Annotated in this window: 17 protein-coding genes; 11 read left to right on the forward strand and 6 right to left on the reverse strand. The window is 62.2% G+C overall.

Annotation, left to right across the window (positions count from 1 at the left end; genetic code table 11):
- From NKH28_RS23970 to NKH28_RS23985, 4 genes are all read right to left on the reverse strand, one after another.
- Positions 1-966 (reverse strand): ABC transporter permease, encoded by a 966-nt coding sequence (locus NKH28_RS23970; protein WP_352448376.1) that lies wholly within the window; start codon positions 964-966, stop codon positions 1-3.
- Positions 963-2,516 (reverse strand): sugar ABC transporter ATP-binding protein, encoded by a 1,554-nt coding sequence (locus tag NKH28_RS23975; RefSeq protein WP_352980588.1) that lies wholly within the window; start codon positions 2,514-2,516, stop codon positions 963-965. Before NKH28_RS23975 ends, NKH28_RS23970 begins: the two co-directional genes overlap by 4 nt.
- 104 nt (positions 2,517-2,620) lie before the next feature.
- On the reverse strand, positions 2,621-3,616 hold the full coding sequence (locus tag NKH28_RS23980; protein ID WP_352980589.1) for an ABC transporter substrate-binding protein: 996 nt from the start codon (positions 3,614-3,616) through the stop codon (positions 2,621-2,623).
- A 329-nt stretch (positions 3,617-3,945) separates the two neighbouring features.
- Complete coding sequence (locus NKH28_RS23985) at positions 3,946-5,451, reverse strand: UxaA family hydrolase (protein WP_352980590.1); 1,506 nt, start codon at positions 5,449-5,451, stop codon at positions 3,946-3,948.
- Between the two features lie 256 nt (positions 5,452-5,707).
- On the opposite strand from NKH28_RS23985, the gene NKH28_RS23990 reads away from it, so the two are divergent.
- The 10 genes from NKH28_RS23990 (at position 5,708) to NKH28_RS24035 (ending at position 18,168) form a co-directional block, all read left to right on the forward strand.
- Positions 5,708-6,610: a GntR family transcriptional regulator gene (locus tag NKH28_RS23990; protein ID WP_352448373.1), complete on the forward strand. Its 903-nt coding sequence runs from the start codon at positions 5,708-5,710 to the stop codon at positions 6,608-6,610.
- Between the two features lie 119 nt (positions 6,611-6,729).
- Positions 6,730-7,086 carry a DUF2946 family protein gene (locus tag NKH28_RS23995; protein ID WP_352980591.1) on the forward strand — a complete coding sequence of 119 codons (357 nt, stop codon included), beginning with the start codon at positions 6,730-6,732 and terminating at the stop codon, positions 7,084-7,086.
- Positions 7,087-7,187: 101 nt separating this feature from the next.
- Entirely contained in the window at positions 7,188-7,724 is a 537-nt protein-coding gene (locus tag NKH28_RS24000; protein ID WP_352980592.1) for a copper chaperone PCu(A)C, read from the forward strand.
- Positions 7,725-7,749: 25 nt separating this feature from the next.
- The gene (locus NKH28_RS24005) at positions 7,750-8,268 is read left to right on the forward strand and encodes a YcnI family copper-binding membrane protein (protein ID WP_352980593.1); all 519 of its coding nucleotides are present in this window, start codon (positions 7,750-7,752) and stop codon (positions 8,266-8,268) included.
- 56 nt (positions 8,269-8,324) lie between these two features.
- A complete protein-coding gene (locus NKH28_RS24010) occupies positions 8,325-9,950 on the forward strand; it encodes a copper resistance CopC/CopD family protein (RefSeq protein ID WP_352980594.1) in 1,626 nt (541 codons plus the stop codon).
- Positions 9,951-10,090: 140 nt separating this feature from the next.
- A complete protein-coding gene (gene gnd / locus NKH28_RS24015; protein WP_352980595.1) occupies positions 10,091-11,515 on the forward strand; it encodes an NADP-dependent phosphogluconate dehydrogenase in 1,425 nt (474 codons plus the stop codon).
- Positions 11,516-11,699: 184 nt separating this feature from the next.
- Positions 11,700-11,930, forward strand: coding sequence for a hypothetical protein (locus NKH28_RS24020; protein WP_095488311.1), 231 nt, complete (start codon positions 11,700-11,702; stop codon positions 11,928-11,930).
- A gap of 294 nt (positions 11,931-12,224) precedes the next feature.
- Positions 12,225-16,574, forward strand: a complete 4,350-nt coding sequence (locus NKH28_RS24025; protein WP_352980596.1) for an NACHT domain-containing protein — start codon at positions 12,225-12,227, stop codon at positions 16,572-16,574.
- Between the two features lie 364 nt (positions 16,575-16,938).
- Entirely contained in the window at positions 16,939-17,427 is a 489-nt protein-coding gene (locus tag NKH28_RS24030) for a Panacea domain-containing protein (protein WP_352980597.1), read from the forward strand.
- Between the two features lie 18 nt (positions 17,428-17,445).
- Complete coding sequence (locus NKH28_RS24035; protein WP_502906657.1) at positions 17,446-18,168, forward strand: hypothetical protein; 723 nt, start codon at positions 17,446-17,448, stop codon at positions 18,166-18,168.
- A 76-nt stretch (positions 18,169-18,244) separates the two neighbouring features.
- Here the strand turns inward: NKH28_RS24035 and NKH28_RS24040 are convergent, their stop codons facing one another.
- Both NKH28_RS24040 and NKH28_RS24045 read right to left on the reverse strand, forming a co-directional pair.
- Positions 18,245-18,646 carry a hypothetical protein gene (locus NKH28_RS24040; protein ID WP_352980599.1) on the reverse strand — a complete coding sequence of 134 codons (402 nt, stop codon included), beginning with the start codon at positions 18,644-18,646 and terminating at the stop codon, positions 18,245-18,247.
- Positions 18,647-19,074: 428 nt separating this feature from the next.
- Complete coding sequence (locus tag NKH28_RS24045) at positions 19,075-20,124, reverse strand: LacI family transcriptional regulator (RefSeq protein ID WP_352980600.1); 1,050 nt, start codon at positions 20,122-20,124, stop codon at positions 19,075-19,077.
- 394 nt (positions 20,125-20,518) lie between these two features.
- Between NKH28_RS24045 and NKH28_RS24050 the strand changes: the two genes are divergently transcribed.
- Positions 20,519-21,757, forward strand: coding sequence for an ABC transporter substrate-binding protein (locus NKH28_RS24050; RefSeq protein WP_352980601.1), 1,239 nt, complete (start codon positions 20,519-20,521; stop codon positions 21,755-21,757).
- Positions 21,758-21,805 lie beyond the last annotated feature (48 nt).

Genomic DNA, 21,805 nt, shown 5'->3' on the forward strand with positions numbered 1-21,805 from the left:
CTATTTGCCGCGGCGGCGCAGCCCGTCGAAATAGACGATGACGATGATCAGCACGCCGGTGATGATGCGCTGCCAGAAGGCGTTGACGTTGAGCAGATTGGCGCCGTTGTTGATGGTGGCAAGGATGAAGGCGCCGAGCAGCGGTCCGTGCACGGAGCCGACAGCGCCGAACAGGGAGGTGCCGCCGATCACCGAGGAGGCAATCGCCTGCAATTCCCAGCCCTCGGCCTGCGTCGGATTGCCGATGCCGATGCGCGAGGCAAGCAGCACGCCGACGAAGGCCGCGCACAGGCCCGACAGCGTGTAGGCCATGTAGATGGTGCGCTGGACGTTGACGCCTGACAGGCGCGACGCCTCGGCGTTGGAGCCGACCGAGAACAGATAGCGGCCCCAGCGGCTGTGGTGCAGGAAGATGTAGGCTGGGATGCCGACCAGGATCACCATCCAGAACAGATTGGGGACGCCGGCGAAGGAACTGCGCGAGAACGTCTGGAAGGCGTCGTTGTTGATCGAGATCGAGTTGCCGTTGGTCATCAACAGACCAATGCCGCGCAGCGAGGTCAGCGTCGCCAGGGTGATGATGAAGGGCGGCAGGCCCATCTTGACGATGCCGAACCCATGGAACATGCCGATGGCGACGCCGACCAGCAAGGTGATCAGGATGGCGAGGAAAACCGGTGTCCCGGCGTTGATCAGCATCGCGACGATGACAGTGGCGAAGCCGACCACGGCGCCGACGGAAAGATCGATGCCGCCGGTGATGATGACGAAGGTCTGGCCGACCGCCAGGATGGCGATCATCGACCCTTGCCGCAACAGGTTCGAGATGTTGTTGGCCGAGGCGAAGCTCGGCGTCGCCACCGACAGGATGATCCATAAAAGAACCAGCAGCGCCAGCAGTGTCAGCCCGAACAGGGCGTTGTAGTTGCGTTTCGGCCTTTCGGCAGCGATCGCCTCGGTGCTCATATCTTCCCTCCCGGTCTTTCTTGTTTCTCGGCCAGCGCCTGGGTGAGGATCTCCTCGTGGTCAGCGGTACGAAAGCCGTGCGTGGCCACCAGCTTGCCGCGCCGGAACACGTGCAGCGTGTCCGCGAGTTCATAGACCTCGGGCAGGTAGGACGAGATCAGGATGATGCCGGCTCCCTTGGACAACAGCGCGCCGAACAGGCGGTAGATCTCGGCCTTGGTGCCGACGTCGACGCCGACAGTCGGCTCGTCGAAGATGAATAGCTTGGCGCCATGGGCGAGCCATTTGCCGATGACGATCTTCTGCTGGTTACCGCCGGACAGGCTGGAGGCCAGCGCGCCGCGCGTCGGCGTCTTGATGCGCAGGTCGGCGATCTGGCGATCGGCTTGCGCCTTTTCCTGCGCGCGGGAGATCAGCAGTTTGCTCGAGATGCGCTTGTAGATCGGCAGATTGAGGTTGAGTCCGACCGGCAGGTTGAGGCAGAGGCCCTGGTCGCGGCGGCTTTCCGGGGCCAGCGCCATGCCGAGCCTGATCGCGTCATGTTCGGAATTGACCTTGACCTCCTTGCCCTCCCAGAGGATCTGGCCGGCCGATTTGCGGTGGCGGCCATAGAGCGTGGTGACGAACTCGCTGCGCCCGGCGCCGATCAGGCCGTAGAGGCCGACGATCTCGCCGGCGCGGACGGACATCGAGACATTTTCGAAACCCTTGCCGGACAGGTTCCTGGTTTCGACGATGGTCGCGCCGGGGGTGAAATGCTCCTTGTGGTAGACCTGCTCGATCGAGCGGTTGATCATCATCTTGACCAGCTCGGCGTCATTGGTCTCGGCAATGTTCCTGGTGCCGACCAGCGTGCCGTCGCGCAGCACCGAGACGCGGTCGGCGAGCTCGAACACTTCTTCCATGCGATGGCTGATGTAGATGATGGTGACGCCTTCGCCCTTCAGCCGGCGGATCAGCGTGAACAGCTGGTCGGCCTCCTTACGGGTAAGATAGGCGGTCGGCTCGTCGAAGATCAGGAATTTGGTGCCGCGCACGGTGGCGCGGGCGGCGGCGATCAACTGCTGCTGGCCGATGGTCAGGTCACCCAGCATGACATGCGCCGGCAGGTCGAAGCCGAGATCGTCGATGATCTTCTGCGCCTGCCTGACCATCGCCCGCTGCTGCAGGATGCCGAAGCGGGAATCCTCCTCGCCGAGGAACATGTTGGCGGCGACGGTGAGATGGCGGCATAGGACGACTTCCTGATGCACGGCATTGATGCCGAGCGCCATCGCCTCATGCGGCGTTGCCAATGCGGCAGGCTTGCCCTCCCAGATGACGTCGCCGGAGGTGCGCGGCATGACGCCGGTCAGAAGCTTGATCAGGGTGGATTTGCCGGCGCCGTTCTCGCCGACGATGGCGTGGATCTCGCCGGCCTTGAAGGCGAGATCGACCGGCTTCAGCGCATGGGTGCCGGGATAGCGCTTTTCCAGCCCGCGGAGTTCGAGGATGGTCCTGCCCGGTTCGAGCGTTGGGGCCGGATGGAGTTCCTGCGCCGTCGACATCATGACAATCCTCCCAGATTGGCCCCCAAAGATTGGCCTCGCGATTGGCACGAGTGGGATGTTTCCGGGGCGAAAAGGCCCCGGAAACAGTTCACCTGAGGCTATGCTCAGTCGAGCTTCGGGTTGAGCAGCGCGTCGATCTTCGGATCCTTCATGTTGGCCTTGGTGACCAAATTGGCGCCCGTGTCGACATTGGCCTCGACCTTCTCGCCCTTCGAGGCGGCGAGCGCCGTCTTGATGCCGTCATAGCCCATCCGGTACGGATCCTGGACGACGAGAGCCGAAATGACGCCGTCGTTGAGGAACTTGATCAGCTTCTCGTCGCTGTCGAAACCGACCAGCCCGACCTTGCCGGCAAGACTGTTCTCGGCGATCGCCTGGCCGACGCCCTGCGCCATGATCAGGTTGGAGGCGAAGATGCCCTTGAGGTTGGGGTTGGCGGTGATCAGGTCGGTGGCGATGTTGAGGCCGGTGGTGGCCTGGCCGTCGGCGTATTTGTCGGCGACCAGCTTGAGGCCCGGATATTTGGCAGCGAGCTGTTCCTTAAAACCCTGGGCGCGCTGTTCGAGCGAGCCGGCGCCCGGAAGAGCGGTGATCAGGGCGACGTCGCCCTCGACCTTGCCGCCATTGGCTTCGCCGATGGCTGCGGCAAGGCCGTCAGCGGCAACGCGGCCGCCTTGGATGTTGTCGGTGGTCAGGAACGAGGTGAAGGCCTTGGAGTCGGCGCCAGAGTCGATGCCGATGATCTTGACCTTGGTGGCGGCCTCGTCGATCGGCTTGCCGAGCGCCTTGGCTTCGGTCGGCGCAATGACGACGGCCGCCGGGTTGCCGGCGACGACATTTTCAAGGATCGAGATCTGGCCGTTGACGTCGGTCTCGGCCTGGGCGCCGAGCTCCGGCACGTTGACGCCGAGGTCCTTGCCGGCCTTGCGGGCTCCCGCCAGAACGATCTGCCAGTAGAAGGACGTGGTGTCCTTGACGATGATCGGAATGGTCGCGTCGGCCGCGGATGCCGGGGCCGAGTGCATCACGCCGGCAAGCATCGAGGCGGCTGCGAGTGCCACGAAGGCGCGGCGATTGAGAATGCTGGTCACGAATTTCATTAGGAGTCCTCCCTAAGTCGCCCGGTGAATGTTACGGAAGCTCCATTCGGATGGCGCGGCCCAAACGGAACTTTATCAATAAAAAACATTTACCGCATTTTGATAGTGCATCACCTCGGTCGGCGCAAGCGATGTTTGATGGCCGCTCGAATGGCTGGGCGGGAAAGCTTGCTCCCTCGGAACTCCGCTGCCAATCTCCTCCAATATGTCGCATGGAATATTAATTCCATCATACAGTCAATATGGAATGTTCATTCTTTTTCGGGAGCGTTGGAACTGTGACGCCTGGCGATCACGTCCGGTGTTCGCGACTATTGCGCATGTCCGGCTTAGAGCGTCGCTCCGAGATGCCAAGGCACGAACTCGTTGTCGCCGTAGCCGAACTCTTCGCTCTTGGTCTTGCGGCCCGAAGCCGTCTCGACGATCAGTTCGAAGATCTCGCGGCCCATGCCGGCGATGGTCTTTTCGCCCGAGGCGATGACGCCGCAATTCACGTCCATGTCCTCTTCCATCGTGTGATACATGGTCGAGTTGCTGGCGACCTTGATCGACGGCGTCGGCCGGCAGCCGAAGCAGGAGCCGCGGCCTGTGGTGAAGACGATGACGTTGGCGCCGCCCGCCACCTGGCCGGTGGCCGAGACCGGGTCGTAGCCGGGCGTGTCCATGAACACCAGCCCGTGCCCGGTGACCTTTTCGGCATAGCCGAAGACGCCGTTGAGCGGCGTCTGGCCGCCCTTGGCGACCGCGCCGAGCGACTTTTCCAGGATGGTGGTCAGGCCGCCGCGCTTGTTACCCGGTGAGGGATTGTTGTCGATCGATGCGCCATGCTTGGCAACGTGGTCTTCCCACCATTTCACATAACCGTCGAGCTTGGCGGCGATCTCGGGGGTTGCGGCGCGATAGGCGAGCAGGTGCTCGGCGCCGTAGATCTCCGTCGTCTCGGAAAGGATGCCGATGCCGCCGACGCCGGCCAGGATGTCGACTGCGGCACCCAGCGCCGGATTGGCGGTGATGCCGGACATGCCGTCGGAGCCGCCGCATTGCAGGCCGACGACGATCTCGCTGACCGGGATCGGCTCACGCTGAAGCTTGCCGACCTCCTCGGCGATCTCGGCCAGCACGACCAGCGCCTTCTCGACCGATTTGCGCGAGCCGCCGGCTTCCTGGATGTTGAAATGACGTTTTCCCGCGGCAACGCCCTTCTGGCCGTAGAGGGTGAGCTGGTTGACCTCGCAGCCGAGCCCGACCATCAGCACACCACCAAAATTCGGATGACGGGCGTAGCCGGCCAGCGTGCGGTGTAGCACCATCATGCCGTCGCCGGTGGCGCTCATGCCGCAGCCCTGGCCGTGGACGATCGGGACGAAGCCGTCAATGCCGGGATATTGCGGCAGAAGGGTGCGGTTCGCGGCGTCGGCGATGGCATGGCAGACGGTGGCCGAGCAATTGACGCTGGCGAGAATGCCGACGAAGTTGCGCGTGCCGGCGCGGCCGTCGGCGCGGCGGTAGCCCATGAAGGTGCGGGCGCGGTCGGCCTCGGTCGCATGCACTGCCTCGCTCGGCGGCACCACCGGCAAACGCCCGCTTTCGAAGACCAGATTGTGCGAATGGACATGCTCGCCGGGCGCGATGTTTTGCGTGGCGCGGCCGATCGCCTGGGCGTATTTGACCACGGCCTCGCCGGCCGCAATCCGCTTGATCGCCACTTTGTGGCCCGGCTCGATCACTGCGGCGGCGACGGCGCCGCCCGGCAGCACGGTGCCGATCTCGATGCGGCCATTGGCGACCGCGACATTGTCGGCGGGAGACAGAAGAATGCTGTTTGCGGCGTTCACGGGAGCTTCCTGGGTGTGTTCCTGGGTGCGCGAGCGGATTGACACGCGGCTCTTAACATATAATGTCTTTTATCGTGAAAAAACATTTTTGCGTCAATTGTTTTTTCGCCAGAGCGCGACGCGTCTTTTGGATGCGAGAAGTAGGCTCTACAACCAAAACTAGCGTTGCGCATGATGTTTTCCGAAAAGGTACCGGTTTCATGCGCGAGAAACGCTTCACACTGGCCGCAAACGCCGATGCGCCACGGGGCAGGGGATGTCGAAGAGCAACAACGTTTACAAGGACGCCTATAATCGCGGTCTGAGGCTGCTCGACGAAACCAGGAGCCTGCCTTCGGAGCCGGAGCTGGGTACGCTGCTCGGCGTCAGCCGCACGACGGTCCGCACTATCCTTGCGCGCATGGAAGAAACCGGGCTGATCGATTGGAACAAGCGCAGCAAGACGGTCCTGCGCGAACCGCGACCGGACGATTTCTTCCCCGAGGAAGAAACCGACACGCTGGCCGAGATCATCGAGCGCTCCTTCATGCGGCGGCTGCTTGCCAGCGGTGCCGAAGCCGGCATGCAGATCAACGAGCTCGAACTGGCGCGTGAGATCGGCGTCGGCACCACCAGCGTGCGCGAATTCCTGATCCGCTTCTCGCGCTTCGGGCTGATCGAGAAGCGCCGCAACAGCCACTGGGTGCTGAAAGGCTTTACCCGCGCCTTCGCGCTGGAGTTGACCGAAATCCGCGAGATGTTCGAACTGCGCTCGGCCGCAGCCTTTGCCGCTCTGCCCGAGGACAGCCCGGTGTGGGCCGACCTCGACCGCCTGGAAGACGAGCATCACCGGCTGGAGCGCGAGATCGCCGTGCGCTTCAACGAATTCTCCGAGCTTGACGAGCGCTTTCACCGGCTGATCCATCGGGCGTCGCACAACCGCTTCATCGTCGATTTCTACGACGTCATCGCCATGATCTTCCACTACCACTACCAGTGGAACAAGGCGCAGGAGCGCGAGCGCAACGAAGTCGCGGTCCAGGAGCATCTCGCCTATATCGCCGCGCTCAAATCGCGCGATCTCGCCAAGGTCGACGCCGCCTGCCGCAAGCACCTGAAATCGGCCCGCCACACGCTGCTGACGTCCATTCCCGAGGGCAGGCAGCCGCAACGCGCGTGATTGTGTTGCGTTGCCGCAGCAGCGTTTTGGCGATTTTCCGGCCGCCGGCTCCGTGCTAGAGAGCTGACGTTGCTGCGTGAAGAGGCTGGTTCTTGACCATACGCCGGAGACGATGGAGCATGCCGGTCGCGTTCGCCGCGGCGTGGCTTTTCATGCTCCAGTCGATATTCGGCGCGTTTGCTTCCGGCGGCGCGCCGAACGCCTCGCAATTCGATGCTTTCGGCAACACGATCTGCACCCATGACGGTGCGACGCAACTCCCCGCCGGCGATCCGCATCAGCAGCACATGCCGGCTTGCTGCATGCTTGGCTGCAACCTCGTTTCGGCGGTCTACGCGCCGCCCGATGCCGCCGGGAGCCTGGCTCGCAGCCTTTCCGTCGAAACCATCGCCTTTTTCCTGCCGGCCTTCCGGCATCGCGATTTCGCCCGCGCCCGCACTCCGTCCAATCCGCGTGCACCACCGGCGACGGCCTGATCCGTTCTGGTTCGCGCCGCGCAACGCTTTGCCGGCGCGTTTATCGACATCGTTCGCGGCCGGCCATCGGCGCGATCCCCCTTAAAGTCCACGGAGCAATCATGTCTCACTCTTTTCGCGCTGCCGCATCCAGCCGCAGGCGCTTCTCACTGGGTCGTTTCGAGCAGCGTCTCGGCGTCGCCCTTTGCGTTCTTGCCCTCCTGTTCGCCAGCGCCCAGACGGTGTTGGCACACGAGTTCAAGCTTGGCGATCTCGAGATCGGGCACCCCTGGTCGCGCGCCACGCCAGCCGGCGCCAAGGTGGCCGGCGGCTACTTCACCATCACCAACACAGGCAGTGCGGCGGATCGCCTGCTGTCGATCACCTCCGACATTTCGGCCAAGGCCGAACTGCACGAGATGGGCGTCAGCAATGGCGTCATGACCATGCGGCCGGTCACCGGCGGCCTCGAAATCCCGGCTGGCGGCAAGGTCGCATTGGCGCCCAACGGCTATCATTTGATGTTCATGGATTTGAAGCGGCAGCCCAAGGAGGGCGAAATGTTCTCCGCCACGCTGACCTTCGAGAAAGCCGGGCCCGTGCAGATTGAATTCGCCGTGCAAGGCATCGGCAGCGCGGCGCCCCAGGACGACGACTGACTTGGCCGCTTCGAGAGGTACCATCATGAAGAAATCTCTTTTGCCCGGCTGCGTGCTTCTTGTCCTCGGGACCAGCGCGGCCTTTGCCCACATCACGCTCGAAACGCCGGAGACCGCAGTCGGCTCGACCTACAAGGCGGTTCTTCGGGTGCCGCATGGCTGCGAGGGCAAGGCAACGACCGCCGTGCGCGTGCAGATCCCGGAAGGGGTGCTTTCGGTCAAACCGATGCCGAAGCCGGGTTGGACGCTGCAGGTCAAGAACGGCAAATACGAGAAGTCCTATCAGCTCTACGGCCAGGCAGTGACCAGCGGCGTCAAGGAGGTCGACTGGAGCGCCGGCAGCCTGCCGGACGAATTCTACGACGAATTCGTCTTTCGCGCGACACTGGCGGCGGATCTGCCGGCAGGCCAGATGCTGCATTTCCCGGTGGTGCAGGAATGTGACGGCATTGCCGATCGCTGGATCGAGGTTCCGGCGGCCGGGCAGGCCGAGGACGCGCTGGAATTTCCGGCGCCCGGCCTCAAGCTGCTGCCGAAGAAATGACCCTTACGCGGCGCGCTCTATCCGAAAGAGCGCGCCGCTGTCTTTGTGGCGGTGACATGAGTGCGGCATCCATCGTGCGAACGGCCTGCACAACCGGCCGGCTTGCCATCGGCCTGCTGGCCGCGATTGTGCTGCTTGCCACCATTGCCGCGCCAAACGCAGCCTTCGCCCATGCGGCGCTGATCAAGGCCGAGCCGGCTGACGGTGCGGTGCTGGCGCAGAGCCCGTCGCAGATGTCGCTGACCTTCAGCGAGCCGGTTTCGCCGCTGGTGCTGACGCTGGTGCGGCCCGACGGCACGTCGATCCCGCTGAGCTCCTTCCGGCTCAGCGGCCAGACCGTCGAGATCGACAATCCGCAGGCGCTGACGTCGGGCACGCATGTGCTGAGCTGGCGGGTGATTTCCGCCGACGGGCATCCGGTCGGCGGCTCGGTGCTGTTCTCGGTCGGTGCACCGAGTGCTGCGCCGGCCCCTTCCGAAGCTGTCGACCGGGCGCTTCGAACGGCGATCTGGATCGGCAAGGTTTTTCTATACATCGGCCTGTTTTTCGGTGTCGGCGGTGCCTTTGCGCTAGGCTGGCTGGCGCAAGGCGGCCGATCCGGCCAGAACATGATCGTCGCCGCGATCCTGTGCGGGCTGGCCGCCGCACTTTTGTCGCTCGGTTTCCAGGGGCTGGATGCACTCGGCGCGCCGCTTGCCCGGCTGGCGCAGCCGGTCATCTGGCAGACCGGGCTTGGCACCAGCTTCGGCTGGACGGTGCTGATCGCGCTGATGGCGCTCGGCCTGAGCCTATTATCGCTGGTCGTGCCGCCCGCCGACGCAAAGCCGCTGGCCTTGGCCGGACTGGTTGGCGTTGGCGCAGCACTTGCCGCCAGCGGGCATGCCAGTGCCGCCGAGCCGCAATGGCTGACCCGGCCGATGGTGTTTCTGCACGCCACTGGTATCGCGATTTGGTCCGGGGCGCTGGCGCCGCTCGGTCTTGCCTTGAAACGGCAGCCGGACAAAGCCGGGCCGTTGCTGCGCCGGTTTTCACGAGCGATCCTGTTCGTCGTGGCGGTGCTTGCGGCAGCCGGCATCGTGCTCGCCGTCATCCAGGTGCAAACGCCGTCGGCGCTGGTCCATACCGCTTATGGCCGGCTGCTGCTGCTCAAGCTGGTGCTGCTCGTCTTTCTGTTCACGCTCGCCGCCGTCAATCGCTTCAAGCTTACGGCCCCGGCTGAGGCGGGCGAAACGGAAGTCCAGCGGCGGCTGGCCCGCTCGATCTTTATCGAGGTGCTGATCGTGCTGGCGATCTTCGGCGTTGCCGCCGGCTGGCGCTTCACGCCGCCGCCGCGCGCGCTGGCGATCGCCGCGGCACAGCCGGCGTCGGTGCATATCCACACGCTGCAAGCGATGGCCGATCTCAGCATTGCGCCCGGGCACACCGGACCTGTTGCCGCTTCGATCTTCATCATGACCGGCGATTTCGGCCCGCTCGACGCCAAGCAGGTAACGCTGGTCCTGTCAAAGCCTGATTCCGGTGTCGAGCCGATAAAACGCCCGGCGACGAGGCTTGGCGACGGCACCTGGCGCGTCGACGATCTCGTCATTCCGGTCTCCGGCCGGTGGACGGCGCGGCTCGATATCCTGGTCTCGGATTTCGAGATGGTGAAGATCGAAGCGCCGATCGATATCCGGCCATGAAGACAGCGCTGGTCCACGCAAGACAATTCGGCGAGGCGGTTGACGCGGCCGCGAACCCCCGTCAATCATCGCCATCAAGAATGGGCGTCCAACCCAATCGCGGGCTCAAACCAACAAGATCCGAAAGCAGGGAAGAAACGATGGAAAAAGCCGAAATAGGCCTGATCGGCCTTGGCACGATGGGCTCCAACCTGGCACTCAATATCGCCGAGAAGGGGCACCGCATAGCCGTCTTCAATCGCACCGCGGCGCGCACCGATGCCTTTGTCGAAAATGCCGGCGCGCTTCGGGATAGGGTGGTGCCCTGCTACAGCCTCGAAGAACTGGCCGCCGCGATCCGGCCGCCGCGGCCGATCATTATCATGGTGCTGGCCGGCAAGCCGGTCGACGAGCAGATCGCGGCATTGCGCGGCGTGCTGTCGGCCAACGACATCGTCATCGACGCCGGCAATGCCAATTTCCGCGATACGATGCGGCGCTTCTCCGAGCTTACCGATTCGGGCCTGACCTTCATCGGCATGGGCGTGTCCGGCGGCGAGGAGGGCGCACGCCACGGTCCCTCGATCATGGTCGGCGGCACCGAAGAGTCCTGGAAGCGTGTCGAAAAGGTGCTGACCGCGATCTCGGCCAAGTTCAAGGGCGAGCCTTGCGCGGCGTGGCTTGGCACCGATGGCGCCGGCCATTTCGTCAAGACCATCCACAACGGCATCGAATATGCCGACATGCAGATGATCGCCGAGATCTACGGCATCTTGCGCGACGGGCTCGGCATGGGGCCGAAAGAGATCGCCGAGGTGTTTTCGCAGTGGAACACGGGCAGGCTCAATTCGTACCTGATCGAGATCACCGCCAAGGTGCTGGCCGCCGACGATCCCAAGACCGGCAAACCGGTGGTCGACATCATCCTCGACCGCGCCGGCCAGAAAGGCACCGGCAAATGGTCGGTGATCGAGGCGCAGCAGCTCGGCATCCCGGCCACCGCGATCGAGGCGGCTGTGGCGGCACGCGTACTGTCGTCGATCAAGGACGAGCGGCTTGCCGCCGAAAAGGTCTATGCCGGCGGCGTGAGCAGGATTTCCGCAGACAGGGACGCCCTGCTCGCCGATCTCGAGCTGGCGCTGTTTGCCGGCAAGATCGCCGCCTACGCGCAAGGCTTCGCGGTAATGAGCGGCGCGTCGAAGGAATTCAACTGGAACCTGCCGATGCCGGTCATCGCCAAGATCTGGCGGGCCGGCTGCATCATCCGCTCGCAATTGCTGGATACGATGGCGGAGGCCTTCGGCGGCGGCGGCGCAGCCACCAACCTGTTGATGGCGCCGGCTTTCGTCTCATTGATGCAGGAGGCACATCCGTCGCTTCGCCGGGTCGTCGCAAGGGCGGCCGAAGCCGGCTCGCCGGTGCCGGCCCTGTCATCCGCACTTGCCTATTTCGACAGTTACCGGCAGGGCCGCGGCACTTCGAACCTGATCCAGGCGCAGCGCGATTTCTTCGGCGCGCACGGCTTCGAGCGCATCGATGGGCAAGGCGCTTTCCATGGCCCGTGGGGGAGCGGAGCGGGCGGTTAGCGCCACGACTTGGACCTAGAGTCCAATTTTGCGGTTGTCAGAAGGCAGATATCTCCAGCCAACAACTGGGTGTCGGTTCGCGCCAGGAACCTGCCATGCCGGTAGAGACGATTGACGGTCTCATCGGTATCGGCGGAGCCGCGAATCTGTGGTAAGCCGCCGCTCAAACCAAAGGACGACACTTGTGAGCGAACCGACCGTGGCCCAGGCGACCGAAAGTATCTATGCCTCGCTGCGGGCGGATAATGCCGACATCGACGCACATATCGCGACGCTTAAAGCGGCGCTGACACGAGAAGGGATAAAACAGGCGGTGTTCGATCCGACCAAGTTGGCGCAGAACAACCGCTCGGGGCGCAAGTTGATGCAGGCCTATTTTCGCCAGCGCGGCGTGAGCGTGAGGTTTTCGGACTAGTAGAGCCGCGCGGGTGATCTCAAGCGCGCCGTTGGGAGTTCTCGGGCCGGTCCGGCGGTTCGCCATCTGGACGTCGGGACTGCGCCTCATGTCCGCCGCTCACTGAGCTTGCGCCGAATTGCAGAAGCAGTCGTTCGTCCAGGCAAAGCGGGCCGGTGGGATCCGGATGTTGCATGCGCCTCAACGTCGAATAAAGCGCGCACTCAAGAGTGAAGCGCGGCAAGTGGCTGTTAGAGGTCTTCGTGCGATCTGCTATGGATTCCGGGTCGGAGAAACCCAAGTGCAGCGCGACAGATGGCGAAGAACGGCAACAGAGACGACTTCTCTCAGGCGACCAAGAACCGGCTTGCAAAGCAAGCCCGGTATCATTGCAGCAACCCTAGTTGCAGGCATTTAACGTCAGCGCCGACGAGTGACGGCGCGAAAGACGTGAACATTGGCGTCGCCGCTCATATCTGCGCCGCAGCGTCCGGACCCAGCGCGCGTCGCTATCGCGCCGACATGACGCACGAACAGCGGAAGTCGCATGAGAACGGCATTTGGCTTTGCCAGGACTGCGCCAAGGCGATCGATTCGGATGACCCAGCATTCTCCGAGAATGTCTTGAACAGCTGGAAGCGCAAGCACGCGGAGGACATGTGGCGTAGCATCATCCACAAAGTCCCTTTCGGACCCACCATGCCGCCGACCGTTGGAGAAATTGGCGCGCGTCTGCAAAAGGCGGCGGCGGGCGACCTTGACGTTTTCAAGCGCTCGAACAAATGGCCGCCGACGAACGTCAGCCTGATGCTCGAAGTGAAAGGCCAACCGGAACCCGTTCTTGCGAGCGCACTCGGTCAAACGCTGGGCACTTTGGACGATCTGGTGATCGTTGCGCCGCCGGGCACGGGTAAGACATCGGCGCTGTTTCAGTTGGCGGAATCCTCTGTGAGCGCCGCGAGTGGCACGCCCCTTGTGGTTTCCCTTTCGGACTGGTCGACCGGAGGTCTTACGCTCATTGAGGCGATCCTGCGCAGGCCCGCGTTTAGAGGTTTCACGGAGATCGATCTCCGCGCCGTGGCCGAGCAGCCGGGCGTCGTGTTCATGTTCGATAGCTGGAATGAGCTTGGCAGTGACGCGCGTCGCAGGGCTCGCACTGAAATACAGAGCCTTCGCGCGGAATTGCCCGCAGCGACCTTTGTCGCCACGACTCGTCCGGAAATTTCTGACGTGCCGTTTGACGGCCAACTGCTGACTGTCCTTGAACTCAGCGAACAGCAGCAATTGGATATCGCGCGCGAGATCAAGGGCGAACACGGTGTTCGTCTTGTCGATGAGGCGTGGCGAACCCCCGGCGTGCGCGAACTCGTAACGACGCCGCTCTATCTGACAGCGCTGCTCTCCCTGCCCGACGGGCAGCCGTTCCCGCGCACCAAGGAAGAAGTGCTGCGCCGCTTCATCGAGGCGCATGAGCGGCAAGCCCAGCATACGGAGCCGCTGAAGGCGGTTACGCATGGCCTGCAAGGGATCTTTTTGAGCGACTTGGCTGTCACCGCGACGCGCGCAGCCAACACATCGATCCCGGACACCAACGCGCGTCGCTCGATTTCGCAAACGGATGAGTTTTTGGTCGCCGACGGTCAGCTGACGATCAAGCCGCAGCCGAGCGACGTGCTTGATGCACTTGTGAGCCACCATTTGCTGGTGCGGACGGGCGAACCTGTTCGCTATCACTTCCACCACCAGCAGTTTCAGGAGTGGTACGCGTCAAGGGATGTCGAGCGCGCGATGTTGGAAAGCGTGGTCGACGCGAACGCGCTTCAAAAGCTGAAAGCCGACATTCTGAACTCGACGCCGTGGGAGGAACCGATCCTCTTCGCCGTGGAGCGCATGGCGCGCGGCGACGAGAAACAGCAGAAGGCATGCGGCGTCGCGATCCTCGCCGCCTTCGAGGTCGATCCGATCTTGGCGGCGGATATGATTTTCCGCTCGACCGACGCGGTGTGGGCGCAGATTTCCGAGGAAATCCAGAAACTGGTCCGGCGGTGGCACACCCCCGGAAAAATCGATCGCGCCGTGCGCTTCATGGTCACGTCGGGCCGCTCCGAATTCCGCGACCTGGTGTGGCCGCTCATCACGAACGAGAACGAACAGATAAGCCTTCCGGCCTTGCGCGCGGCGCGCCGGTTCCGCCCGTCGGTGCTCGGACCGAATGCCATGAAGGACATCCTTGCGCTGCCTCTGAAGGTTCGGGCGACGGTTGTTTCCGAGATCGCCCACAGAAGCGGAATGGACGGGCTCGACCTTGCGGCACAAATCGCGAAGTGCGACCCTGACCCCGAACTGAAGGCCGAAGCCCTCGGCGGAATGTCCTTCCGCCGCGCGGATCGCCATGTCGCGGACGTATTGAGCACGGCCGATGACGACACCTTCGACCTCGTCTACCGAAGGAGCCATCTCGAAGAGATTGACGACAAGGCTGTGCAAGACCGGCTGGCGGCGGCGCGTGCGCGTGCCGAAAATGAGATTTCCGATTACGAGCGGTTGCACGCGATCGTGTACGCGCGCGATGGCAAAGATCATAGCGCGGAGCTTACCGCGCTCGTCGCGACCATTGAAATTGAACGCAAGCGAGACGCCGAAGCCAGGCTGATCTACGAGGCCCGCAAGCAGTACGAGCAAGCGGTCGCGCTGGGATTGCTCAGGCGCCTGCGCGAGGGACGCGAGCTGTTCTATGGAGCGGACAACATCTTGGCCGCTTCTGGGATCGTAGTCGAAGACGACGCCCTTCTAGATATGGTGCTATCCCCACAAGAGCGGAGGGATAGCCGCGCCGAGGCCGCCGCATCCGTCCTCGGTCCTGGCAGCGTCGGCAAACTCATCGACGCCAAGCTCGCCGTGCTCGCTGAGATCAGGCAGCTCGGCAAATACGAGAAAAGCTTGAGCGACCGTTACTACGGCCTTCGCGATCGCATCGCGCACGCGCCCGGTGCGAGCCTTGTCGCCGCCGTCCAGGAGCGCTCTGTCCCGACCAGCAATGACGACATCCGTGAACTCGCGGACCTGCTGTGCCGCCGTGATGGGGAAGGCGAGAGAGCGCGCCCGTTTCCAAAGGAAGCGGATGCAGCTGTAATGCAGTTGGTCGAGCAATGGGGCGACCGGCTGATCGCGAGCGGCCATAACGCCACGCGGGGCCAACTGTTCGCGGTGGCCGGCCTCATCGGCCATTTCCCGTCAGTCGCGCTGCTTCCGATGCTCAAGCGGCTGCTCGACGACGAATTGCGCCGCTACCGCGCCTTCCACGAGCAGGCCGAGGCCGAACGCTGGCGAGGCAAGGCGACGAATGAAGCGCGCATGAACTATCTGAACAGGTATCAGCAAGCGTTCACAGCGATCAATGCGCCAGAGACGACGGCGCTGATGGTCAGCTATTTGCCCGACGAGCATTTCGGCGAAACCGCTGCGCTCGTGCTCAAGGTGCAATGGATTCTCACGAACGAACCCAAGAGCGATCCACGCTTCCGTGGAAGCGTGGACTTTTCCCGCGTGGAGGAAATGCGCGCGCTGCGCGCCCGTCGCGCCACGCTGACATGCAACGAAGCCGAGGCTATATTCGAGGCGATTGCACCGCTTATCGCCGAGGGCGTAACCGAGGCGCAGAAGAAGCACGCTATCAAGCTGGCTATTCACGCCGTGCGCCTGCCGCACGGCGAGCGCCCTGAGACGATCAACGCGCTCTTGTTGATCTCACCGCAGGGGGCGCGATCAAATTTTGTGCTGAACCTGATCCTCTCCGGCGAGACAATCCCGCTTTGCGTCGTGCAAGCCGGGATCAATGAAGTCTTAGAGGATGCGAAGAAGCACAGTTGGATTCTGGATGACGGTTGGCAGTTAAAGGCATGGCTCCTTCTGCTGCCATTCACCGACCATCCAGCGCGGTTCGCCGACACGATCGCGGAATTGCCGCGACAGCAGCGCGAGCCGCACTTTCTCGAAGAGATGATCCGCGCCACCGAGACAGTGCAGACGCCGGAGATCGAGGAAGCGCTGTTCAAGCTCGCTGAGAATGATGGCGCATTCTACACCAATCACGCATGGTGTGATGCCGTGAGGCGTCGGGGCACGCCCACATCGGCGCGCCGCTATCTCGATCTGGTCATTGAGGGCAAAGTCGACGGGCGCGATAGCTGGCACACGTCGCAGGAAATCGCCGGGTTGCTGAGTACGCATTCAGAACTGCGCGACTACGCATACGGCCTGTTGAAAGACGGCATTTCGCCAAAGGCCGCGCTGCTGGCGAGCGCCGTGGCTGAGGGTAACGACCCTAACGGTTTACTATTGCTCGTGGAGCTGGAAAATGAGCTTCAGCGCCCGTTGATCTCATGGCAAACCATTCAGAGAGCTGTCACCGAGCACGTTCCCTCCGAACACTGGCGCGGCGGGTTCGATGTACTTCCCGTTGCAGCAACTGAGCTGCGGCGGAAGCTCTTGGCGATGACGACGGATGGCGGGCCTCATGATTCCGCCGCGCGCGTGCTCCGTGAAATCGACCGCGTTCGCGACGAAAACGGTGCGCCCAAAGACGAGCCGCGCCATCCTGATCTGGCGTCCGGTAAGCCGTGGCCGACCTTAGTGCCCGATCCCGACGCAGAAGACGGCGGCTGATCCTCACAGCTTTGGCCTATTGCGCTATCGCGGCGGGTTGTCAGGCGCGGAGTCGATCGCCTCGATATCTCGCCTTCAAGGCTGGGCGCGTTTCCGTCGCGAGCAATCGACCACCGGTGTCGAATTGCGTCCTACTGGATCGTCAGTTCGGTTCGCTCGCCGGCCTTGACCGTCACCGTGCCCTCCTTCGAGCTGTTGTCCGACTTCTCCGAGACGACCGCGTAGTCGCCGGCCGGCAGCGCCGCCTTGAGGTCAGCGAAGTTTCTAGCCGAAGGAGCGAAACTAGGAATGCCGGCCTAGAAATGTTAAATCCATCTTAACTCGCTATTCACCATTATAGGTAAGCTGCAAATGGACGAGAAATATGTTTGATGCCCGAATTATCGCGAATGAGGTTCTCATTCGAGCATGGGAAGAGAACCTTCAACTGACACAGATTGACGTGCAGAAAATACTGTATTTTTTGCACGGGCACCATCTCGTCGAACACGGGAAGCCGTTAATCAAAACAGAGTTTGAGGCATGGGATTTCGGACCAGTTCAGCGGGTCGTGTACGACGAGTATAAGAGGTTTGGAGATCACCCCATTGACGAAATGGCACAAAAATTCGATCCGGTAGCGCGGACATCAACGGCCTTCCCGAGACTAACTGACAATGCCGCGGTTACGACGATCGAACGGCACCTCTACAATTATCTCGAAATCCCAAGCTTTGCTCTGGTAGACCTTACGCATAGACCTGGAACACCATGGTCTCGAACTGTCGAATCAGCCAAAACCCGTGTTAACGTCGGTATGCGAATCAAGGATGACCTCATTAGGTCGTTTTTTGAAGGTTTGCAGATCGCGTAGGGGCTTTCATTGGGACAGATGAAGCGTAAGGCCATCGGCCTTCTCAATCGAATACAGTTTATCGACCTTGCGCAAGCGGTGACATTGCCCCCGAGCGCTCGGAAAGATTGGCTGAGAGAATACCTTCGGCGTGCCGTGAAGGGCGGAAAGTTTCCCAGCTATAGGTATTTTCGTGCGGCTATACCCACGATCTATGGTGTCAGAAGAGGCTTGGACCCTTCCCCACCTGTCGGACGATCCGATCTGGAGCGTCATATAAAGACGGCCTGTAAGGGCGTAGACGAGGCGATCAATATCGATGCTGCTTTGCACCTCTTCGACATGGTTCGCTCAAAAGGATATGCGGCTTATGACCATCCTCCAAAGAATCTGCCTTTGGGGCTGAAAAGAACAGCGGCCATTGGCTTGGAGTGCGAACTTGTCAAAGATGGCGAGCTCATATTTCAGTTCCCTTCGCCTAGAAGAACTCGGTTCGAAGATCGCACAATAACAATTCTACTATCGCTCATCCATCACGCCTATGCGACCGGTGACCGTGAGGGCGCTGTTATCGAATTTGCTGATTTAAGCTGCGACTTTGAAACTCCTACCAGTCGTCGGGAGCGATTGCCGAGGGTCCGTGATCCTCGAATAATACGTCTCGAAGGCTCTGACCTGCTCTCACTGGACGACTTGACGCCTGAAATTCAAAGTGTCCACGATCTGCTGCTCGATCTCGGAGATGAGCCAGAGCCCGCCTGATCCTTTTATAGCAAACAGCCTCGTCGCTTAACGGCGGCACCGCTCACCCCTGAGAGTAACCAGTCATGGCATGCTCCTAGAGGCCGAAAGCTTCCAGTGAGAACTCGCCACTGCCTTCGTCTAGTTGCATGACCTTCACCTGCATCTTTGTCGGCGCGCAATCCTTAATTGATCTCGGTTTGGCATTCTTGTCCTTCGCGATAGCGATGATCACCTTTACCCACCCGTCGCAGTGATCGAGCGCCCACCTGAGGTTTTCCATCAACTCGTAGTGGCCACGACTGGTTTTGCTGTCATCCCAAATAGGTCCGCGCTCATAAACAAGGCGACCGTCTGGCGATTTTTTGAACTCGTCCTGCCAAAGGGTAACGGCAACGGTCTTAGTCCCCTCATTTCGAGCCGACCAACTCCACTGCACGTTAACCGGAACTGTACCGAAATGCGCAAAGGCCGCAGTGTGCGTGTATTTCTTCGGCATTGTCTCTCCCACCGTCATCGCGACGTAAGCACCATCGTTCAGGCCCCACAAGCCCCCAGTCCACCGCCCACCAGGCATAGACGACAGGAAGCATGGCCAACCACCTGCGATTGGTTGTGGCCGAGCAATACCGCGGCATCTAGCGTCGCGACAATCTCTATGGCGCTTCGGGTTGGTCCGATCGCGATCCGGTGGCCGGTTTCCGAGGTTCGCGTCGAGGTGACGCAATGGGCGGACACGTCGGGGGATAGGGGCCTCTGCGAAACGTCCGCTTCAACCAAATGCCTCCCCACATCGGTCGGTCGGCCCCGGCCCCAAGGTTGCCAGTCAGCAGCGCGCATTTTGCAGCCAAGTGGAATCACTTGGCGCCGCAGAAATGCGGCTATGACAAATAGATGGAGCGGGAGTTCAATCTGAACGTATCCCGCTCACGCCGGGCGGCGATAGGCCTGCACTTCGCCCGACTCGCTCAGGCTTTGCAGGGTGCCGGGTGCGGCGCCGCCGATCCAGCCCAGCACCGAGCGGGCGAGTTCGGCGCCGGCCAGTCGGAAGTTCTCGTTGACGACCAGCAATTCGCTGCGAAACAGGTGCAGAAGCTCCGACGATTGTTTGGACACCACATCGACATCGCGGCCAAGCTTGAGGCCGGCGTCTTCGATGCCGGCGACGATGGCGAGCGTCGCGGCGGCGGCGCTGCTGATGAAACCGTCCGGGCGGCTTTCGCGGCGCATCAGCTGCGCGGTCCGCATTCTGATCTGCTCGATCGAATGATCGATCGAAACGGTGTTGAACGGGATTTCGCTGGCGCCGACCTCGCTCAGCGCATCGGCAAAGCCGGCGAGCGTGTGGCCGTGATAGGTCAGCTCGACCGGCGGCGCCAACAGAGCCAGGCGGCGACGGCCGAGGCCGGCCAGATGGCGCACTGCCTCGGCTGCGAAAGCGTAATTGTCGAAATCATGGTAGGGATGGATCAGCCCCATATCGGTGCGGCCATGCGTGGCAAAGGGGATGCCGCGCTCCAGCATATAACGGGCCCTCGGATCGTTCGGCTGCGTGCGCGAAATGATGACGCCGTCGGCTGAACCGGTTTCCACGAGGTAACGGATCGGGTCGAGCGGATCCTGGGAGCGCGAATAGGGCGTCACGATCAAATGATAGGGCGTGTCGGCGATGACTTCCGAAACACCGTAGATGATGTCCGAGACAAAGCTCATAATCTCGTGCTCGGTGTTGAGCACCAGGCTGATGACATTGGTCTTGCCGGTGCGCAGGCGTACGCCGGCACGGTTGGGCCGATAGCCGATCTGCTTGGCGACAAGCTGGACGCGCCGCCTGGTCTCGGCGCCGATCTCGGGGGCGTCCTTCAGCGCGCGCGACACGGTGGTGACGCCCAGCCCGGTCATGAAGGCGAGCGTCTTCAGTGTCGGCCGGCCCTGGCCCGACGCTTCGTCGGCCTTCTCTTTTTGATGCCTGTTCATTCATCCCGCCCCGTCAGGCGCATAGCAGTTGCCGGGCAGGCCGGCAATCGGCGGGCCGCGGGTACGCCGCGGGCCTTCACCGAATGAGACCGCTATATACTGAAACGTTACAGATTGTCACTGCCGTGGCGATATCACTGGTGATAGGCGCAAAACGAGCGGCACTCCGGTCGGCGCAAAAAAGAGCGACAGAAGGGGCTTTTCCGGTTTTCTGGCGTCGCAGCATTGCATTTTGCAGTGCAACCCCTCTTGTTGCGATGCGGTAGGCCGACGAGCCGCGCGATTTTATTCGCGCTTCGAAAAAACTTGATGCCACCTTCGCCTGAGGGGTTGCGCGCCTCAAGCAATTGCCGTATCGAAAATCTGTAACGTTTCAGATTCTGGGAGGAACGAAATGCGATACCAACTCATGACTGCCGCGCTGGCGGTGACGACCGCGCTGCAATTTGCCGGCCCGGCGGCCGCGACGGATCTGGAAGTCACCCATTGGTGGACCTCCGGCGGCGAGGCGGCAGCGGTCGCCGAACTCGCCAAGGCTTTCGACGCAACCGGCAATCACTGGGTTGACGGCGCCATCGCCGGCTCCGGCGGCACGGCGCGGCCGATCATGATCAGCCGCATCACCGGCGGCGATCCGATGGGCGCGACCCAGTTCAATCACGGCCGGCAGGCGGAAGAATTGGTGCAGGCCGGGCTGATGCGCGACCTCACCGATCTCGCCACCAAGGAAAAGTGGACGGAAATCGTGCAGCCGAAGAGCCTGCTCGACGGCTGTACCCTCGACGGCAAGATCTATTGCGTGCCCGTCAATATCCACTCCTGGCAGTGGCTGTGGCTGTCGAATGCGGCCTTCAAAAAGGCCGGCGTGCCGGTGCCGAAGAACTGGAATGAATATGTCGCTGCGGCGCCCGCGCTTGAAAAAGCAGGCATCCAGCCGCTCGCGGTCGGCGGCCAGCCCTGGCAGGCCTCCGGCGCTTTCGACGTGCTGCTTGCGGCGGTCGGCGGCACCGACGCCTTCCTCAAGGTCTACAAGGACAAGGACGCGGAATTCGCCGCTGGGCCCGAGGTCGCCAAGGTCTTCAAGGCCGCGGACGACGCCCGCAAGATGGCCAAGAACACCAATGTGCAGGACTGGAACCAGGCCACCAATCTGGTCATCACCGGCAAGGCCGGCGGCCAGATCATGGGTGACTGGGCGCAGGGCGAGTTCCAGGTTGCCGGTCAGGTCGCCGGCAAGGACTATACTTGCCTTCCGGGCCTCGGTCTCAACGAGATGATCGCCACCGGCGGCGACGCTTTCTACTTCCCGCTGCTGAAGGATCCCGAAAAATCGAAGGCACAGGAAGTGCTGGCCCACACGCTGCTCGATCCCAAGACGCAGGTCGCCTTCAATCTCAAGAAAGGTTCGCTGCCGGTACGCGGCGACGTCGACCTCAAGGCGGCGAACGACTGCATGAAGAAGGGGCTCGAAATTCTCGCCAAGGGCAATGTCATGCCCTGGACCGACCAGCTGCTTTCGCAGGATACCCAGAAGCAGAAGGAGGATCTTTTCTCCGAGTTCTTCGCCAAGCAGGACATGACCGTGGAAGATGCGCAGAAGCGCTTCGCCGCCATTGTCGGTTCGGCCGATTGAGCGATCGACCGACCGCCTCACTCCCGCCCCTGCAAACGCAGGGTCGGG

Origin of the sequence: Mesorhizobium sp. M1227 (assembly GCF_040318315.1) — a bacterium.
In the GTDB taxonomy this organism is placed as follows: Bacteria; Pseudomonadota; Alphaproteobacteria; order Rhizobiales; family Rhizobiaceae; genus Mesorhizobium.

What these genes read in the sequence shown, in the direction of transcription:
- NKH28_RS23970 (WP_352448376.1), bottom strand. Translation starts at nt 966, where the DNA reads ATGAGCACCGAGGCGATCGCTGCCGAAAGGCCGAAACGCAACTACAAC.
- NKH28_RS23975 (WP_352980588.1), bottom strand. Translation starts at nt 2,516, where the DNA reads ATGATGTCGACGGCGCAGGAACTCCATCCGGCCCCAACGCTCGAACCG.
- NKH28_RS23980 (WP_352980589.1), bottom strand. Translation starts at nt 3,616, where the DNA reads ATGAAATTCGTGACCAGCATTCTCAATCGCCGCGCCTTCGTGGCACTC.
- NKH28_RS23990 (WP_352448373.1), top strand. Translation starts at nt 5,708, where the DNA reads ATGTCGAAGAGCAACAACGTTTACAAGGACGCCTATAATCGCGGTCTG.
- NKH28_RS23995 (WP_352980591.1), top strand. Translation starts at nt 6,730, where the DNA reads ATGCCGGTCGCGTTCGCCGCGGCGTGGCTTTTCATGCTCCAGTCGATA.
- NKH28_RS24000 (WP_352980592.1), top strand. Translation starts at nt 7,188, where the DNA reads ATGTCTCACTCTTTTCGCGCTGCCGCATCCAGCCGCAGGCGCTTCTCA.
- NKH28_RS24005 (WP_352980593.1), top strand. Translation starts at nt 7,750, where the DNA reads ATGAAGAAATCTCTTTTGCCCGGCTGCGTGCTTCTTGTCCTCGGGACC.
- NKH28_RS24010 (WP_352980594.1), top strand. Translation starts at nt 8,325, where the DNA reads ATGAGTGCGGCATCCATCGTGCGAACGGCCTGCACAACCGGCCGGCTT.
- gnd (WP_352980595.1), top strand. Translation starts at nt 10,091, where the DNA reads ATGGAAAAAGCCGAAATAGGCCTGATCGGCCTTGGCACGATGGGCTCC.
- NKH28_RS24025 (WP_352980596.1), top strand. Translation starts at nt 12,225, where the DNA reads ATGGCGAAGAACGGCAACAGAGACGACTTCTCTCAGGCGACCAAGAAC.
- NKH28_RS24030 (WP_352980597.1), top strand. Translation starts at nt 16,939, where the DNA reads ATGTTTGATGCCCGAATTATCGCGAATGAGGTTCTCATTCGAGCATGG.
- NKH28_RS24035 (WP_502906657.1), top strand. Translation starts at nt 17,446, where the DNA reads ATGAAGCGTAAGGCCATCGGCCTTCTCAATCGAATACAGTTTATCGAC.
- NKH28_RS24040 (WP_352980599.1), bottom strand. Translation starts at nt 18,646, where the DNA reads ATGCCGAAGAAATACACGCACACTGCGGCCTTTGCGCATTTCGGTACA.
- NKH28_RS24045 (WP_352980600.1), bottom strand. Translation starts at nt 20,124, where the DNA reads ATGAACAGGCATCAAAAAGAGAAGGCCGACGAAGCGTCGGGCCAGGGC.
- NKH28_RS24050 (WP_352980601.1), top strand. Translation starts at nt 20,519, where the DNA reads ATGCGATACCAACTCATGACTGCCGCGCTGGCGGTGACGACCGCGCTG.